Genomic DNA, 17,595 nt, shown 5'->3' with positions numbered 1-17,595 from the left:
CCCTGCTCACTGATGACTGACACGATTTCTACCGGAGCCCTTGTCATGTGACCGATCTTCGTGCATCCTCGTTGCAATCAACCGGCCACGAGCGGCACAAAGGAGTCACCGCATGACCGACCAACAACCGTCTCCCCACGGTGAACCGAGGGGAACCATTCCGACTGAGGAGTTCCAACGCGTCCAGAACTCAGCCGAGTTCGCCCACCTCAAGAAGGTGTTCCGCGGGTTCGCGTTCCCCATGACCGCTGCCTTCTTCATTTGGTACGCGCTCTACGTGTTGCTGTCCACTCTGGCGCAAGACTTCATGTCCATCCGCGTCGTGGGTTCCATCAACATCGGATTCATCATGGGCTTCCTACAGTTCGTCACCACCTTCCTCATCACGTGGCTCTACATCCGCCATATGAACCACAAGGTGGATCCCCTGGCGGAAGAGCTTCGTGAGCAGCTGGAGAGGAGCGCGCGATGATGCCTCTGCTTGAATCCCAGGTGGGCAACCCCGTCATTAATATCTCCATCTTCGTTGCTTTCGTCGTCGTCACATTGTTCGTCGTGGTGCGTGTCACGAGCGGGAGCCACAAGAAGAAGTCAGGAGATTTCTACACCGGCGGCGCGCAGTTCTCCGGCACGCAAAACGGTTTCGCCATCGCGGGTGACTACCTCTCCGCCGCATCGTTCCTGGGCATCGTCGGCGCCGTCGCGCTGACCGGCTACGACGGCTTCCTGTATTCCATCGGCTTCTTCGTGGCTTGGCTGGTGGCGCTGCTGCTCGTCGCTGAGCCACTGCGCAACACTGGCCGCTACACCATGGCCGACGTACTCAGCTTCCGCATGCGTCAAAAGCCGGTGCGTATGGCGGCGGCACTGTCCACACTCGCCGTGTCATTCTTTTACCTACTGGCCCAGATGGCGGGGGCGGGTGGCCTCGTGTCGCTCTTGCTCGGCATTGAAGGCGGGATGCAGCAGAGCCTGGTGATCGCCATCGTCGGTGTTTTGATGGTGGCCTACGTGCTCATCGGCGGCATGAAGGGAACCACCTGGGTGCAGATGATCAAGGCGGTACTCCTCATCGCCGGCGTGCTCATCATGACCCTCTGGATTCTCGTCAGCACCGGATTCAACATCTCTGAGTTGCTGTCGAAGGCCGTCGAGACGCACAACGCATCGGAGAGCGGGATCGGCGAGAAGATCCTGGATCCGATGGGCAAGTACGGCTCGAACATCCCCGGCTTCATTTCGCTCTCGCTGGCACTCGTGCTCGGTGCCTCGGGCCTGCCGCACGTGCTGATGCGCTTCTACACCGTGCCGACGGCGAAGGAAGCCCGCAAGTCGGTGACCTGGGCCATCATCCTCATTGGCGCCTTCTACCTGATGACGATGGTGCTCGGCTACGGTGCAGCGTGGCTCGTCGGCCCCGACGCCATCAAGAGCATGCCTGGTGGCGCCAACGCGGCTGCCCCGGCACTGGCCTTCCACCTCGGTGGCGAGATCCTCATGGCGGTGATCGCAGGGGTGGCATTCGCGACGATCCTCGCCGTCGTCGCGGGTCTCACCATCACTGCGTCCGCGTCGTTCGCGCACGACATTTACAACTCTGTGATGAAGGACGGCAAGGCTGATCCTGGGCAAGAAGTGAAGGTGGCGCGGATCACGTCGGTGGCGAGTGGCGTGCTGGCCATCGTCGGCGGTATCGCGGCGAAGGAGATGAACGTCGCGTTCCTGGTGGCGCTCGCGTTCGCCATCGCCGCGTCGGCGAACCTGCCATCCATCTTGTACTCGCTGTACTGGAAGAAGTTCTCGACGGCGGGCTCGCTGTGGTCTATCTACGGCGGGCTCATCAGCGCGTTGGTGCTGATCATCTTCTCCCCCGCCGTGTCCGGCGCGCCCACAGCGATGCTTCCCGACATGGACTTTGCGTGGTTCCCGCTGGATAACCCCGCCCTCGTGTCGGTGCCGTTGGGATTCTTCCTCGGCTGGCTTGGCTCCGTCGTGAAGCCCGACGGCGACGCGTTCGCGGCGCAGAGCGCCGAGATGGAGGTGCGCTCCATGACCGGGGCCGGGGCCGAGGGTGCGCTGGAGCACTAGCACTAGACCCATCCTCATCGCTACGTGTTGCCTGGTCCCCGTCGACGGGGACCAGGCAACACGTGCGTTCCCGGTTAAACAGCGCATTAGGTGGCAGTTTGTCGCCCGATGACGGGCGCGGATCTGCCACCTAACAGCGCGGGCATGCCCGGCAAGATCCCTGCCAGCCGCGTGTACGCAACGCCTGCGTCAGCGCTCGCGCCACAGCACAAGCCTCACGCAGCACTTGTCGCCACGTGAAACGAAGGGTGACCACACCCAGCTCTATGGCATGCCGGTTGTCGCGCACGGCGTCGGCGTCGCCGTCGTGGAACTTGCTCCCGTCGAGCTCGGCGAGCACCCCGACATCCTCAAACCACACATCGACGCGATATCCCTGCGGGCTGCGCCCCTGCCTGCTGGGCAGATCGAAGCCGTGCGCGACCAGCACTCGCTCGTGAAAGAGCCACTCGAGCACACTGTCGACGCCGTCCTCGGCCGCGTCGCACAGTTGCTCGATGAGCGCTCGACGCACCTGCCGCTCCCGCGCCTCAAGCGCCGTGCGTAAGCGCGACGGAGTGGTTGCCCGACGCGCACACGCGCGCGTGACGCCTTCGACGAGCGTGAACTCGTCGGCTTCACCGGCGAGATCCAGCAGCGTCGCTTCCGCCGACGTGCGCCGTAGTTGCCCCCATGCGTGCCGCTCTCCCCTGCGGTACACCGCCCGCAGCTTGCCATGTGTCAAGGGCGAACGCCTGCGCTGGCTCCACACGGTGATCGTCGACGGCGGCTCCTGGACGAAGCCAAGCACGTGGGCCGCGGCCGCCCCGCCGAGGGCCGCATCCGACCCGCCACGCAACAGCGCGGCCCGGGCGAACGGCAGCCAGGTGACTGATCCGACGATGTGTAAGCCCGGCGCGAGCGTCGTCCATTCACGCGCGATGCGACGTAGCGCTTTCGGTGTGAGTCCGCAGCTGATCGCCTGGGCGGTCGAGATGGCGCCACGTTGCGCGGCGAGGAGGTCGAGTAGGGCTTGAGGTATGGGTGTGCGTGGCAACATGCATCCATCGTCGAAGCGCTGTAATGCTTCGTGCCAGGGTCTCGTCGAAACGGACAACACCATTTCCGACGAGCCGCCCTTAGATGGCACTTTCCGGCCCATCATTGGGCGACAAACTGCCACCTAAGGGCACGCATGGCCAGGCCCGGAACCCCAAAACGCCAAGCGCCCCCGCAACCAACTGGCTGCGGGGGCGCTTACCGTCGGGGAACGCTCAGATGAGGCCCAGTTCCTTCACGGCCTGACGTTCGCCTTCCAGCTCGGCGACGGAGGCGTCGATCTTGGCGCGAGAGAACTCGTTGATCTCGATGCCCTGGACGATCTCCACCTTGCCGTCGGTCACTGTGCAGGGGAACGACGAGATGAGGCCCTCGGGCACGCCGTAGGAGCCGTCGGACGGGACCGACATGGACACCCAGTCGCCCTCAGGCGTGCCGAGCGCCCAGTCGTGCATGTGCTCGACGGTGGCGTTCGCGGCGGAGGCAGCCGACGACAACCCGCGCGCCTCGATGATGGCAGCGCCGCGCTTGGCGACCGTCGGGATGAAGGTGTTCTCGAGCCAGTCCTGGTCGTTCACGGCGTCGGCTGCGCACTTGCCGCCAACCTTGGCGTTGAACAGGTCCGGGTACTGGGTGGCGGAATGGTTGCCCCAGATGGTCATGTTCGTGATCTCGGTGACGGGCACGTCGAGCTTCGCGGCGAGCTGCGAGATGGCGCGGTTGTGGTCGAGGCGGGTGAGCGCGTTGAAGCGATCATTCGGGATGTCGGGCGCGTTCGTCATGGCGATGAGCGCATTCGTGTTGGCGGGGTTGCCTGTGACGAGCACGCGGACGTCGTCGGCGGCAACCTTGTTGAGGGCCTTGCCCTGCGCGGTGAAGATGGCGCCGTTGGCGGAGAGCAGATCGGAACGCTCCATGCCCTGCTTGCGCGGCATGGCGCCCACGAGCATGGCCATGTTGACGCCGTCGAAGACCTTCTCCGGGTCGTCGCCAATCTCAATGTTGACGAGGTTCGGGAAGGCGCAGTCGTCGAGTTCCATCACGACACCTTCGAGCGCCTTGAGCGCGGGGGTGATTTCGAGCAGTCGTAGCTCGATGGGGCGATCACCAAGCAGCGAGCCGCTGGCAATACGGAAAAGGAGGCTGTAACAAATCTGTCCGGCTGCGCCGGTCACGGCAATCTTGACGGGAGCTGCAGTGCTCACTTCGATGTCCTCTCAAACGTTGGGTTCGGCCTACAACGACGACTCTACCGCGCCCCCTTGGTGTACCGATCACCCACTAGAGATAGCGGGGCAGCCAGTGCACCAATTCGATGGCAAGGACGAGCCCCAACCAAGCAATCAACGCGATGGTGAACCAACCGCCGCGCACCCAGCCGAGCGCACGACGGTGCCACTTCCCCGTCGGGAATAGTCGCCCTTCCAAGATGTTCCACTGCGTCATCGAGTAGAACACGAAGGTGGTGGAGATGGTGACGGTGAGGCACCACGGGCACAGCGCGCCGATCACGAAGGTGGATTGGAACAGCAGCCAGTAGGCGAACACCAAGCCGAGGAAGTACACACCGTTGGCGGTGAGCATGAACCATCGCGGGAACTTGACTTTGCACAGCGATGCGACGGCGATGGTCATCACGACGGGTTCCGCGATCATGCCGAGAAACGCGTTCGGGAAACCGAACACCGACGCCTGCCACGATTTCCCGACGGCAGCGCAGTCGAGCACGGAGTTGATGGAGCAGTTGAGCTGCGCGTCGGGATTTTCCGCCAAGACGATGGCGTCGTAGGAGAGCACCACGCTCGCGATCAGTGAGATGATCGCGAACACCAGCATCTCGCTGAAGAGAACGTAACGATCTTTCAGTGTCGGCTCGTCGTTCAGCTCAATGTCTGCTCCGTCGAGTTCCGTCTGCGCTGTGGCCATAGCGCACATGCTACCGGCGCCACCCCTGCGCCTTCAGCCTCACCTGGCGGGCGGAACGACGAACGCTACGACGGCGATCGCCGCGGCCAGCCCAAAGTACGTCAGAACGTCGAACACCCTTCGACGCACGACGAGGAGCCCCGCGACGCGTCGGGGCAGCACGCTTCGCAGCGCGCCAGCAACACCCATGGCCAGCGCAACCGACATCGACGCTTTCCGCCAGTGCCCCAGGAACCCGAACACGATGCCCACCCCAACGATGAGTAGGCAGATGCCGAGCGGCCAGAAGTTGTTGGGCGCGTCTTCCGCCGGCTTGTCAGGTTTGTCGCGGAGCGGGTCGTTGTCAGCCATGGAGCAGTTCTGCGCGGTCGACCACGTTGCTGAGCAACATTGCTCGCGTCATCGGCCCCACGCCGCCGGGGTTGGGCGTGACCCATGCCGCTTTGCTCCACACGTCGGGCGCGAGATCGCCGGTGGTCTTGCCGTCGACGCGGCTCACGCCGACATCGATGCAGATGGCGCCCTCTTTGATCATGTCCGCGCTCACCATGCCCGGCACGCCTGCGGCTGCAACGACGATGTCCGCGCGGCGCGTGTGGCTTGCCACGTCGCGTGTTGCTGTGTGGCAGAGCGTCACCGTCGCATTCTCGCTGCGGCGGGTGAGGATCAGTCCGAGCGGACGCCCGACGGTGATGCCGCGCCCGACGATGCACACCTCCTTACCGCGCCAGTCGATGCCGTGGTGCCGCACGAGCTCGACGATGCCACGCGGCGTGCAGGGCAGCGTCGCGGGTTCGCCCAGCACCAGGCGCCCGAGGTTCACCGGGTGCAGGCCGTCGGCGTCCTTGTCGGGGTCGATGAGCGAGAGCGCCCAGTTCTCGTCGAGGTGCTTCGGAATCGGCAGCTGCACGATGTAGCCCGTGCAGGCGGGGTTGTCGTTCAGCTCCTGGATGGCCACTTGGAGCTGTGCTGCGGTGGCGTCGGCAGGGAGCCGCACCTGGATAGATTCGATGCCCACCTGCTCGCAGTCGCGGTGCTTCATCCGCACATAGTTGTGGCTGGCCGGGTCGTCCCCAACGAGCACGGTGGCGAGCCCGGGAGTGCAGCCGCGGGCGCGCAGCGCGTCGACCCGCTGCATGAGGTCGGCTTTGATGGCCTTCGCGGTGGCTTTACCGTCGAGAATCTGGGCAGTCATAGCTCCTCGCTCAGTGGAAGAAGTGGCGGGTTCCGGTGAAGTACATGGTGATGCCGGACTGGGTGACGGCGTCGATCACCTCTTGGTCGCGCACAGAACCACCAGGCTGCACGATAGCGCGCACGCCGGCGTCGATGAGCGCCTGCGGCCCGTCCGCGAACGGGAAGAAGGCATCGGAGGCGGCGACGGAGCCCGCCGCGCGCTCGCCCGCCCGGTTCACGGCGAGGTGGCAGGAGTCGACGCGGTTGACCTGCCCCATGCCCACGCCGACGGAGGCACCGTCGGAGGCGAGCAGGATTGCGTTCGACTTCACCGAGCGCACGGCACGCCAAGCGAACTCGAGGTCGCGGAGCGTGGTGTCGTCGACGGCGTCCCCGCAGGCCAGCGTCCAGTTCGCCGGGTTGTCGCCGTCGGCGTCGATGGCGTCGATGTCTTGGCGAAGCAACCCGCCGCTGATTTCGCGCGACGCCTGCCCGGTGCGCTGGGGAGCCTCGGCCACTAGGATGCGGATGTTCTTCTTCTTGCTGAGCGCCTCCACGGCCCCCTGCTCGTAGCCGGGCGCGACGATGACCTCGGTGAAGATCTCCGCCACCTGCTCTGCCATGGCGAGCGAGACGGGGCGGTTGCAGGCGATGACGCCGCCGAATGCGGACACGGAATCGCAGGCGTGGGCCTTGCGGTGCGCCTCGGCAACGTCAGCCCCGACGGCAATCCCGCAGGGGTTTGCGTGCTTGATGATGGCGACGCAGGGACTGGCGTGGTCGTACGCGGCGCGGTGGGCGGCATCGGCGTCGACGTAGTTGTTGTAGCTCATAGCCTTGCCGTGCAGCTGTTGCGCACCGGCCAAGCCACCGCCGCGCGCGTCACGGTAGAGAGCCGCGCGCTGGTGCGCGTTCTCGCCGTAGCGCAGGTCGGCGGTCTTCACGTACGTGGCGCCGTACCAGGCGGGGGCCTCGTCGCTCCCCGACTGCTCGCCGAGCCAGGTGGCGACAGCAACGTCATAGTTGGCGGTGTGGCGGAACGCTTCGACGGCGAGCTGACGTCGCTCTTCGGCGGTGTAGCCGCCGTGCGCGAGCGCCTCGCGAAGCCCGGCGTACTGCGACGCGTCGGTGATGACCGCGACAGATGCGTGGTTCTTGGCGGCGGCGCGCACCATCGTCGGGCCGCCGATGTCGATCTGCTCGATGACCTCGTCGAAGGATGCGCCAGAGGCCACCGTCTCCACGAAGGGATACAAGTTGGTGATGACAACGTCGAACGGGCGCACGTCGAGCTCGTCGAGTTGGGCGCGATGGGAGTCGAGCCGAAGGTCTGCGAGGATGCCAGCGTGGATCTTCGGGTGGAGGGTCTTCACACGGCCGTCCAGACACTCCGGGAATCCGGTGACCGTTTCGACGGGCACCACCGGCACACCTGCCTCCGCCAATACTCGCGCGGTGGATCCAGTGGAGACGATCTCCACGCCCGCGGCGGCGAGCTCTTGCCCGATCTCGACGAGCCCATCCTTGTTGTAGACGCTCACGAGAGCGCGCTGCAGGGGTGTACGTCCAGCCATTACTTCCTCCAATTGCGAACGACTTCGACCAGCAACCGTCGCTCCACAACCTTGATGCGCTCGTGGAGCGACTCGACCGAGTCGTCGTCGAGTACGTCGACGGCGCCCTGTGCCAAGATTCTACCGGTGTCCACTCCGGCGTCGACGACGAACACCGTCGCCCCCGTTACCTTCACCCCGGCACGCAGCGCGTCGCGGGGGCCGTGCATGCCCGGGAAGCTCGGCAGCAGCGCCGGGTGTGTGTTGATGGTTGATCCTTCGAACCGGGCGAGGAAATGAGGGCCGAGCAGCTTCATGAAGCCGGCGGATGCAACGAGGTCGGGCTCGTAGTGGGCGACGATGTCCGCGAGCTCTTGATCCCATGCTTCGCGGTCGGCGCCTTTGGGCAGAGGGTGGGCGATGGCGTCAATGCCGTGGTTGCGTGCGCGATCCAGCACGCCCGCGGTCAGCTGATCGGAGATGACAGCGACGATGCGCGCCTCCAGCTCGCCTGCTTCGACGGCGTCGATGAGCGCCTGCGTGAGCGTGCCGGAGCCCGAGGCCAGCACGACGACCTCGATCATGCGTCCCCCTTCACGATGCCGGTGGTCTCTTCGACAAGCGTGAGCCGCGTGCGGGGCCGCACGTCGCCGGTGGCGCCGCCCGGACGGCGGATCAGACCAAGGATGAGCCCCGCAGCGAGGCCGGAGAGGCCAAGCAGCACCGGCGCGAAGATGATCAGCTGGTCGACGCGAGCGCCGATGTGCGCGAGACGGTCGACGCCGATTCCTCCGCTGGCCAGCGACGCGAGCAGCGTCAGCAATAACCCTGCGACGATGCCCGCGAGCCCCCCGGCGACCGCGGTCTCGTCGAACCGCGCGCGTGGCCGCGCCCACGCGACCACCAGTCCGGCCAGGGCACCAGCGACGACGCCAACCACCAGCCACCACAGCATCGCCTTCGGCATCAGCCCCGGCTGAGGAACGGCTCCGAGCACGGGGAGCGCCGGGAGCAACCCGACGTCGGTAATGTGCAGCGAGACGAGCGAGCCGTCACCGAACGTGATGCCCGCGCCCAGAATCCAGGAGCACGCCCACAACATCAGGTTCGGCAAGTAGAGCAGGTGCAGCACCGACAGCGCGATCACGCCGGACGCGTCGATGCCGAGCCCGGAGGCCACGTCGACGATGCGCGCACGTCCAGCAAATACCGCGATGCCGACGGCGACGAGGCCGCCCGTCATCACCACGATGAGGGTTGCGCCCATCGCCCTGGGCACCGCTTGCAGCCATTCGGGCCAGTGCATCGTCGGGTCGTGGTTGAGCCCGTTTGCCGCGCCCCACAGTCCGGCGATGAGTCCGATAACGAGGCCACCCAGCAGCGACCGGGCCCCCACAGACCCGCCGAGCAGGGCGCCGTCGAGTATCGCGACGGTAACCGCGTAGATGACGGCGTGGAGGCCAGCCACCTTCCACAGCATGGTTTCGACGTCGACGTGCACCGCTCCATCGGCGCCTTCTTTCCCTTCAACGACGGCGGCTCGTCGCGCCGACGCGCTCACTACAGGCAGCGAGAGGAACATCAGCACGCCGGTGAGACCGAGCGGAACGAGTGAGACGTGCTGGCCGGCGATATCCGTCGGCACCCCGTGGGCGAGCGCGAACACCGATGTGGCGAGGCGAAGCATCTCCACAAATCCGGCGTCCCCGTCGCCCAGCCAGGCGATGGTGCTTGCCCCGGCGAGGATGACCCACCCCATCAAGGCAACGCCTGCCGCGCCCACCGCGGCCAGCACCGGCCACGGCCACGAGAAGCCACGCGCCGGAGGCTCCCCCCGATCGTCGACGTCGACTGCTACCGTGCGCGTCACGTCGGCCACGGGTCACCTCCTGCAGATGTGGTCACTTGCTTCACGCCCGGTAACCTAGGATTTCATGGAGGAATCCAGGAAGGATGGTCAAGCACATGTCTGACGACAACGTGCGTCCGCGCCGGGCGCTCGCACCTGACGATAGCGCGGACCGACCCTTCGATGCCGAAAGACTCGACGAGAACCCCTTCGCGCGCCCCAGCGGCGAGCCGAGCGCTGCCCCGGCCCGGGCACGGCGCTCGTTGCCGCTCGATGGGCCCAACGAGTCACTGGACGAGCCCGCATCCACGCCTTCCCCCGTTCCAGGGCCAGTGCTGCCGGAGTACGACGCGGGCTACGTCAAGGGCCCGGGGCCACGACCCAAGCGCTCGGCCATCAGCTCCATCACCCCACCCGAAACTACCGAATGGGTTCCAGAATCGCCCAGCACCGCCGTCGAAGAACGTGTGGAACCTGGCGAGAGTGTACCGTGGTATCGGGCTCACCTGCTGGGCATGATTGCTGCGGGGGTTGCCGTCGCGGTGCTCACGGTTGCTGCAGGGTTCGTCGGGTTCAACCAGGCGAAGCCCACGGCGCCAGCACCGTCCAGCCCAACCACGACGAGCAGCCCCTCACCTCAGGTGCCGCGCGCGATGCAGGACGATCTCGTGAGCGTCGCGGATGCGAAGAAAGTGTCGGCCAACGCCAACTGGGCCATCACCGGCACGACGGATTCCATCGAGACGCATGCGGCGCGGCCTGCTTGCCTCAGCACGGAGGCTTCTGACACGGAGCGCCTCGATTCACTCCAGCGCACGCTGGGCACCACACAGGACAACCAGCTCGCCTTGCTGCATCAGCTCGACGCATTCCCGACGCAAGCCAACGCGGAGAAAGTGTTCAAGGAACGCGCCGCAGCACTGGCGAAGTGCGACGAGGTACCCACCCTGTTGCTCTCTTCGACGAAGGTCACCGGGATCAGCGACGAGGCAATGCAAATTTCCGTTGTTGAAGAATCTGCACCGCGCAAACACCACGACCTGCTGCTGACGAGAAGCGGCAACCTCGTGAGCATCGTCGACGTGGTCTCCACCGACGGCAGCGTCACGGCCCAGCACTTGGTGGACGCGATGCAACGCTCCGCCACCCTGTTGTGCGCGAAGGCCGGCACATGTGACGCGGCCAAGGCCACCGTCGAGCCTGCCAGCGTTCCACCCGTGGAGCCACGAGGATGGCTCATCCCCTCCGACCTGCCCCGCATCCGGGCAGGCGCCGGGCTGTGGACCACACAGCCACCCACCGGGCTCACCAGCAAGGGAACTGGCTGCGAGAACATGACGCTGGCCTCCGAGGCCGGACCGACGAAACGCCAGCAGGCCACCTACCTCATCACGCAAGACGACAACACGCCTGAGCAGTTCGGCCTCGACGAGTTCGTGTTCACGTTCCCAAACGAGAACGGGGCGGCAAACTTCGCCAAGAAACTCGGCGAGGGCATCGACCAGTGCAAGTCCCGCGTCATGGGAACGAAGACGACGCCGCTGAGGGCACCGTCGGGCGCGAAGGCGTTGCTGATTGAGCGCGAGAGCGAGAAGGGCGCCGTGTTCTACGAGGTCGCCATCTCGCAGCGGAAGAACAAGGTGGTGTATCTGATGACTACGGTCACTAAGGAGTTCCGGTTCACCGAAGAGAACTTCGCCAAGGTCATCGAGCGCGCGGGCGTGCGCGTCGGCCAAGGCGAGTGATGAACAACGAAGCGGCGGCCCCTCCTCAGGGGGCCGCCGCTCGCGTTCGTTGAGGTGCTCGAATCTTACTTGCCGAGCTTCGCCACTGCCTCGCGGACGAGGTCGGCGGCCTGTGACGGCGTCTCACCCACGCGCACGCCGGCAGCTTCAAGGGCTTCCTTCTTCGCGCGGGCGGTGCCTGCCGATCCGGTGATGATGGCGCCAGCGTGGCCCATCGTCTTGCCGGGAGGCGCGGTGAAGCCGGCGATGTAGCCAACGACTGGCTTCGTGATGTTCTCCTTGATGTAGGCAGCTGCGCGCTCCTCCGCGTCGCCACCGATCTCACCAATCATCACGATGGCGTCCGTTTCCGGATCGTCCTCGAAAGCCTGGAGGCAGTCGATGTGCATGGTGCCGACGACCGGGTCGCCGCCGATGCCGACGGCGGTGGTGAAGCCGAGGTCACGCAGCTCATACATCATCTGGTACGTGAGCGTGCCCGACTTGGACACGAGGCCGAGACGGCCCGGGCCGGTGATCGAGGCGGGGATGATGCCGGCGTTCGACTGCCCGGGAGAGATAAGGCCGGGGCAGTTCGGGCCGATGAGACGCGTCTTACCCGACCTCTTGGCGGCGGTGTAGAACTCGACGGTGTCGTGCACCGGGATGCCTTCGGTGATCACGACGACGAGTTCCATCTCCGCCTCGATGGCCTCGAGCACCGCGCCCTTGGCGAACCTCGGCGGCACGAACACGACGGAAACATTGGCGCCGGTGGCTTCCCTCGCCTCGCCGACGGTGTTGAACACGGGTACCGGGTCTTCTTCGAAGAGCACCGACTCGCCGCCCTTGCCCGGGGTCACGCCACCAACGATGCGGGTGCCGGACATGATCATGCGCTGCGTGTGCTTGCGACCTTCTTTGCCCGTCATGCCCTGGACGATGACGCGGCTGTTCTTGTCGATAAAGATGGACATGGGTTTCAGTTCCCTTCGCTCGCGAGTTCGGCTGCCTTGCGGGCAGCGCCGTCCATGGTGTCGACGACGGTAATCAGCGGGTGGTTCCGATCAGCGAGGATCTGGAGGCCGACGTCGACTGCGTTGCCGTCGAGACGCACGACGATGGGCAGCTTGGCTTCGTCGCCCAGGATGTCGAGGGCGTTCACGATGCCGTTGGCCACGTCGTTACAGGCGGTGATGCCACCGAAGACGTTGACGAACACCGACTTCACCTGGGGGTCGGACATGATGATGCGCAGACCGTTGGCCATCACCTCAGCCGACGCACCGCCGCCGATGTCGAGGAAGTTGGCGGGCTTCGGCTGGCCGGGGAGATCTTCACCAGCGCCGGCCACGACGTCGAGGGTGCTCATGACAAGACCCGCGCCGTTGCCAATGATGCCGACGGTGCCGTCGAGCTTCACGTACTGGAGGCCGTATTCCTTGGCCTGCTTTTCGAGGTCTGTCGCGCCAGAGGAGTGCTGGTATTCAGCACGTTCGGGATGACGGAAGTCGGCGTTGTCGTCGAGGGTAACCTTGCCGTCGAGGGCGAGCACCAGGCCAGATTCGGTGCGCACGAGGGGGTTCACTTCGACGAGAGTGGCGTCGGTTTCTTTGAAGACTACCCACAGCTTCTGGAGGACGCCTCCGATGCGCTCGTAGTCGCTTTCTGGGAAGCCGGCTTCCTTGAGGATTTCGGTGGCCTTGGCTTCGTCGATGCCGACGGTGGGGTCGAGCTCCACCTTCGCGAGAGCTTCGGGGCGTTCCTTCGCGAGGGTCTCGATGTCCATGCCGCCTTCGAGGCTGCACATAGCCAGGAAGCGACGCTGGGCGCGGTCGAGCAGGATCGAGAAGTAGAATTCTTCCGCGATCGTTGCGCCTGGGCTCAGCATGATGGTTTCGACGGTGTGGCCCTTGATGTCCAAACCGAGGATCTGCTCAGCGACCTGCGCGACATCGTCCTTGGACTTGGCAAGCTTGACGCCACCGGCTTTGCCGCGTCCGCCAGTGCGGACCTGAGCCTTCACGACGACGGTGCCGCCGCCGAGGGTTTCATGGGCTTCGAGTGCTTCATTAACGTTAGTAGCTGTGCGACCTGGTAGTACTGGAACGCCGAAGCGTTCAAACAGGGCACGCGCCTGGTATTCCAGGAGATCCACTATGACTCCTCAGGGGGGATGAATTCTTGCGCCACCAGGTTACTAGGTGGTGGGTATACGCTGACAGGAGGTCCGATTCTTCACGCCAGTGGCAACCTCGGGGCCCGATGTTTGAGAACAACCTGAGAAATGCTAAGGTTCCCCTTGGTTCGAGATTTTTGAGGAGAAAAGTGAGCGCAGTTCCCGGAAGCGCACCGCGTCGCGGTATCGCCGATACCGTCCTCGACAACGACATCGAGGACATCACGTCGACACCCGTTCGTGCGAAGCGCGGCCGACGAGCACGCAAGCTGGGCAAGGGTGCCATTGCCGGCATCGTCGCCAGCACCCTCGCTGTTGGATCCCTCTTCACGTTCGCATTCGTCTCTCGCGGTGGCCAGGATCCATCGCTCGAATCCCTCGAGGCCGACGCCGCTGTGCCCGCGGCTGCAGTCGAAGCCGCACGGGTCGGCTTTGCGGACCGCTCGAAGGACGCGTCGCGCAGCGCACTGCGTGAGAGCATCAGCGGTGCGGCCGCGAATGAGCACGCCCGTAAGCGCACGGCGTCGATCGACGAAGCTGCCAACGACGCGCTCGCCACAGAGACGAAAGACAGCGCGCAGGAGCGCGAGCGTCTCATGGATGAAGATTTGAAGCTGGTCAGCAAGCAGGCCGCCAAGCTGAAGAAGGAAGCCGAAGAGGCCGAGAAGGCACTCGAGGCGGCGCGTAGCGCCAACGGCAATGGCGTGAAGGGCATGAGCACCGAAGACGTCGCAGCACTCACCGCCAGCGGCAGCTCGATGCCGGTGAAGCAGAACTTCCGGGTGGGCGCAGGCTTCGGTCAGCGCGGCCTCTGGGCGCGCTACCACACTGGCCAGGACTTCCCGGCTCCGGTCGGCACACCGGTGTACGCCGTCGCCTCAGGTGTGGTTCTCAGCTCCACTGCGGGCTCGTGGGCAGGCACCAACGTGGTCATTCAGCACAAGACTGGTGCCACGCTCTCCGCGCACCTCTCACGCCGAGTCGTGTCTCCCGGAGACGCGGTAAAGCCCGGCCAGATCATCGGGTATGTGGGTGCCACTGGTCGAGCCTTCGGCCCCCACCTGCACTTCGAGTACTACCCCAACGGCACCACCCCGGGTGACGTCTACTCCGCCACCAACCCGATGACCTTCCTGCGCAGCGTGGGCGCGCGCTGAGCCTGGCTGGCCCGGCCGTGGTGCCGGCCTGCCTGCTCCTCTCCGACCGTCGGGTAGGCGCGAAGCGCCGTATCGAGACGCAGACGGACGGAAAGCTAACCCGATATCCACATTCGTTTACTGCGCAAGCCGTTTCTGCCCCATTTCGACAAACGAATGTGGATATCGGGTTAGCTGAGCGGTGAACGGCGGGTTTCGATACGCGCCCTACGGGCGCTACTCAACCGCCTGGCTCGCCCCATCCCCCGATGATTGAGCCGCGGGCGCAGCCCGCGAGTCGAAATCATCCAAGAAAACCTTCAGTGGCAGATCTGCGCCCAAACACGGACCACAATCTGCCACCTAGCAGACGGGGTTTCGATACGCCGCCTCCGGCGGCTACTCAACCGCGGAGTCAGGCAGGCACTGCCCTCCCCTGACCGACGAGTAGACGGCACAGCCGCTGTATCGAGACGTGGTGACGGGCAGCGAGCGCCCAGGCTCAGAGCTTCTCCATCGGGGAGTGTTTGAGGCTCATGCGTTTCATACCTGCGGAGCCGAAGTCGATGTCGGCCTTGGCGTCGGCGCCGAAGCCAATCACGGCCAGCACGGTGCCGAGGCCGAACTTGGCGTGCAGCACCTTGTCGCCAGAACGCACTTCGAGCACTGGACGCGAGGTGCTGCTCTTCCCAAACCCCGCGGGCTGTTCCTGCATGCGCGATCGCGATTGCTTCGTGCGGGTCGCCGCCGACGCCGCCCACGTCGTCGAGGACTCGCCAGTGCGCTGCCAATCCAGCACAGGAGCGGGGATCTCGTCGAGGAATCTCGACGGCGGGTTGTACATTGGCTGCCCAAACACCATCCGCACCGTAGCCCGCGTGAGGTAGAGCCGCTTGCGCGCACGCGTGATGCCCACGTAGGCGAGCCGTCGCTCTTCCTCGAGCTCGTCGTTGGAGGTCATCGCGCGCTGGTGCGGGAAGATTCCCTCTTCCAGGCCAGTGAGGAAGACGGTGTCGAACTCGAGCCCCTTCGCGGTGTGCAGCGTCATGAGCGTCACCACACCGGAGTCGTCGTCGGGCACCTGGTCGGAATCCGCGACGAGCGCCACCCGCTCCAAAAATGCCTCGATCGAATCATCGGGCTCGGGCATGCCCGCGATCAGGCTGGAGCCTTCCTCTTCATCGAGATCGACGGTGTTCGCCGCAGCGACGAACTCTGCCGCAACGTTCACAAGCTCTTCCAGGTTCTCAAGCCGGGTGGCATCTTGGGGATCGGTAGAGGCCTGCAGCTCCGGCACGTACTTCGACTCTTTCAACAACCCAAGCAGCACCTCGTCGGCGCTCTCCCCTGCGTCGGCATTGGCGCGTGCCTGGTCGATGATGTCGACGAACGCCTTGATCTGGTTGAGGCTTCGCGTAGCGAGCTGGGCCTCGTCGGCTCGCCTGAGCGCCTCGAAAAACGTGATGCGTTGCCTCGCCGCCAGATTCGCGACGGCCGATTCCGCTCGGTCGCCGATGCCGCGCTTCGGCACATTCAGAATGCGCCGCACCGACACGTCGTCGGCGGGGTTCACCACAGCCCGCAGGTACGCGATGGCGTCCTTGATCTCTTTGCGCTCGTAGAAGCGCACACCGCCCACCACCTTGTATGGCAGGCCGACGCGGATGAACACCTCCTCCAACGCTCGAGACTGCGCGTTCGTACGGTAAAACACCGCGGTGTCGCCGTAGTTACTGAGCTTCTCGTCGCGCAGGCGGTCGATCTCCGTCGCGATGAACTGCGCCTCGTCGTGCTCCGAGTCGGCAACCCACCCGACGATGGGCTCACCCTCGCCGAGATCGCTCCATAGCTGCTTGTCGCGCCGCCCCTTGTTGCGGGCGATGACGGCGTTGGCAGCAGTGAGCACGTTGCCTGTCGAGCGGTAATTCTGGTCCAGCACAATGGTCTCGGCACCCGGGAAATCGGCCTCGAAATCGAGAATGTTCCGGATGGTGGCGCCCCGGAACGCGTAGATGGACTGATCGGAATCGCCCACCACCATCAGCTCCGCGGGCTCTACTGTCGGCGTGCTATCTGCGAGACCGACGGTGGGCTCGCCGCACAGCTCCCGCACTAGCACGTATTGGGCGTGGTTGGTGTCTTGGTACTCATCGACGAGGACGTGGCGGAAGCGGCGACGGTACCGCTCTCGCACGTCGGGGAACGCCTGCAAGAGGTTGACCGTCGTCATGATGAGGTCATCGAAATCCAGCGCGCCGGCTGCCTGCAGCCGCGCCTGATAGGCAGCGTAGGCCTCCGCGTACATCCTCTGCTGCGGCGTAACGGCCTGCGCCTGCGCCGTTTCGTGGTCGACGAGTTCGTTTTTGTAGTTGCTCACCGCGTTGAGCACGCTGCGCACAGGAAACCGCTTCGGATCGGCTTCCAAGTCACGAAGCACGAGCGACATGAGGCGCTTGGCGTCAGCGTCGTCGTAGATCGAAAAGCTCTTGGGCAGGCCAAAGCGGTCGATGTCAGAGCGCAAAATGCGCACGCACGCCGAGTGAAAGGTGGACACCCACATCAGTTTCGCCCGGTTGCCGACGAGCTCGATCACGCGCTCGCGCATCTCAGCGGCTGCCTTGTTGGTGAAGGTGATGGCCAGAATTGAGCCGGGGTGAACGTGGTTATGCCCAACGAGGTAGGCGATCCGCCTGGTGAGTACCCGCGTTTTACCCGACCCGGCTCCAGCCACAACAAGCACCGGCCCCCCGGCATGCGTGACCGCGCGACGCTGGGGCTCGTTCAGGCCGTCGAGCAGCTCCTCGGCGGAGGCCTGGCGCACACTTCCGGTGCGTTCACGCGGTGGCTCCGCGCCGGAGTATGGCTCCGGCTGGAATACGGCAGCGAGATCGGGAAATAACGATTCAGACATGGCGTTGCCAAGCCT

Annotated in this window: 15 protein-coding genes; 4 read left to right on the top strand and 11 right to left on the bottom strand. The window is 65.0% G+C overall.

The features are described from left to right. The first annotated feature begins 112 nt into the window (after positions 1-112). Both Q0X61_RS00075 and Q0X61_RS00070 read left to right on the top strand, forming a co-directional pair. Positions 113-472, top strand: coding sequence for a DUF485 domain-containing protein (locus Q0X61_RS00075; RefSeq protein WP_297738935.1), 360 nt, complete (start codon positions 113-115; stop codon positions 470-472). Then, positions 469-2,088: a cation acetate symporter gene (locus tag Q0X61_RS00070; RefSeq protein WP_297738932.1), complete on the top strand. Its 1,620-nt coding sequence runs from the start codon at positions 469-471 to the stop codon at positions 2,086-2,088. The genes Q0X61_RS00075 and Q0X61_RS00070 overlap by 4 nt, the downstream gene beginning before the upstream one ends. A gap of 130 nt (positions 2,089-2,218) precedes the next feature. Here the strand turns inward: Q0X61_RS00070 and Q0X61_RS00065 are convergent, their stop codons facing one another. The 8 genes from Q0X61_RS00065 to Q0X61_RS00030 form a co-directional block, all read right to left on the bottom strand. Continuing rightward, positions 2,219-3,127 (bottom strand): hypothetical protein, encoded by a 909-nt coding sequence (locus Q0X61_RS00065; RefSeq protein ID WP_297738929.1) that lies wholly within the window; start codon positions 3,125-3,127, stop codon positions 2,219-2,221. Between the two features lie 214 nt (positions 3,128-3,341). Next, positions 3,342-4,331: a malate dehydrogenase gene (locus Q0X61_RS00060; RefSeq protein ID WP_297738926.1), complete on the bottom strand. Its 990-nt coding sequence runs from the start codon at positions 4,329-4,331 to the stop codon at positions 3,342-3,344. A 76-nt stretch (positions 4,332-4,407) separates the two neighbouring features. Further along, on the bottom strand, positions 4,408-5,052 hold the full coding sequence (locus tag Q0X61_RS00055; RefSeq protein ID WP_297738923.1) for a vitamin K epoxide reductase family protein: 645 nt from the start codon (positions 5,050-5,052) through the stop codon (positions 4,408-4,410). Positions 5,053-5,091: 39 nt separating this feature from the next. Next, positions 5,092-5,403: a DUF3017 domain-containing protein gene (locus Q0X61_RS00050; protein ID WP_297738920.1), complete on the bottom strand. Its 312-nt coding sequence runs from the start codon at positions 5,401-5,403 to the stop codon at positions 5,092-5,094. After that, positions 5,396-6,247: a bifunctional methylenetetrahydrofolate dehydrogenase/methenyltetrahydrofolate cyclohydrolase gene (locus tag Q0X61_RS00045; RefSeq protein ID WP_297738918.1), complete on the bottom strand. Its 852-nt coding sequence runs from the start codon at positions 6,245-6,247 to the stop codon at positions 5,396-5,398. The genes Q0X61_RS00050 and Q0X61_RS00045 overlap by 8 nt, the downstream gene beginning before the upstream one ends. Before the next feature lie 10 nt (positions 6,248-6,257). Next, positions 6,258-7,802 carry a bifunctional phosphoribosylaminoimidazolecarboxamide formyltransferase/IMP cyclohydrolase gene (purH, locus tag Q0X61_RS00040; protein WP_297738915.1) on the bottom strand — a complete coding sequence of 515 codons (1,545 nt, stop codon included), beginning with the start codon at positions 7,800-7,802 and terminating at the stop codon, positions 6,258-6,260. Further along, complete coding sequence (gene purN / locus Q0X61_RS00035) at positions 7,802-8,365, bottom strand: phosphoribosylglycinamide formyltransferase (RefSeq protein ID WP_297738912.1); 564 nt, start codon at positions 8,363-8,365, stop codon at positions 7,802-7,804. Before purN ends, purH begins: the two co-directional genes overlap by 1 nt. Next, positions 8,362-9,660 (bottom strand): DUF6350 family protein, encoded by a 1,299-nt coding sequence (locus Q0X61_RS00030; protein ID WP_297738909.1) that lies wholly within the window; start codon positions 9,658-9,660, stop codon positions 8,362-8,364. The genes purN and Q0X61_RS00030 overlap by 4 nt, the downstream gene beginning before the upstream one ends. A gap of 86 nt (positions 9,661-9,746) precedes the next feature. Here Q0X61_RS00030 and Q0X61_RS00025 point away from each other — a divergent pair, with 86 nt between their 5' ends. Continuing rightward, on the top strand, positions 9,747-11,375 hold the full coding sequence (locus Q0X61_RS00025; protein WP_297738906.1) for a hypothetical protein: 1,629 nt from the start codon (positions 9,747-9,749) through the stop codon (positions 11,373-11,375). A gap of 65 nt (positions 11,376-11,440) precedes the next feature. On the opposite strand, the gene sucD is transcribed toward Q0X61_RS00025, so the two are convergent. Then, on the bottom strand, positions 11,441-12,331 hold the full coding sequence (sucD, locus tag Q0X61_RS00020) for a succinate--CoA ligase subunit alpha (protein ID WP_297738904.1): 891 nt from the start codon (positions 12,329-12,331) through the stop codon (positions 11,441-11,443). Between the two features lie 5 nt (positions 12,332-12,336). Beyond that, complete coding sequence (sucC, locus tag Q0X61_RS00015; RefSeq protein WP_297738901.1) at positions 12,337-13,512, bottom strand: ADP-forming succinate--CoA ligase subunit beta; 1,176 nt, start codon at positions 13,510-13,512, stop codon at positions 12,337-12,339. Between the two features lie 170 nt (positions 13,513-13,682). Between sucC and Q0X61_RS00010 the strand changes: the two genes are divergently transcribed. Beyond that, positions 13,683-14,690, top strand: coding sequence for a M23 family metallopeptidase (locus tag Q0X61_RS00010; RefSeq protein WP_297738898.1), 1,008 nt, complete (start codon positions 13,683-13,685; stop codon positions 14,688-14,690). 481 nt (positions 14,691-15,171) lie between these two features. Here the strand turns inward: Q0X61_RS00010 and pcrA are convergent, their stop codons facing one another. After that, complete coding sequence (gene pcrA, locus Q0X61_RS00005; protein WP_297739344.1) at positions 15,172-17,580, bottom strand: DNA helicase PcrA; 2,409 nt, start codon at positions 17,578-17,580, stop codon at positions 15,172-15,174. Positions 17,581-17,595 lie beyond the last annotated feature (15 nt).

Source organism: uncultured Tessaracoccus sp. (assembly GCF_947255005.1).
In the GTDB taxonomy this organism is placed as follows: domain Bacteria; phylum Actinomycetota; class Actinomycetes; order Propionibacteriales; family Propionibacteriaceae; genus Arachnia.
Note: the sequence above shows the minus strand (reverse complement) of the source record. Positions and strands in the feature narration are given on the sequence as shown.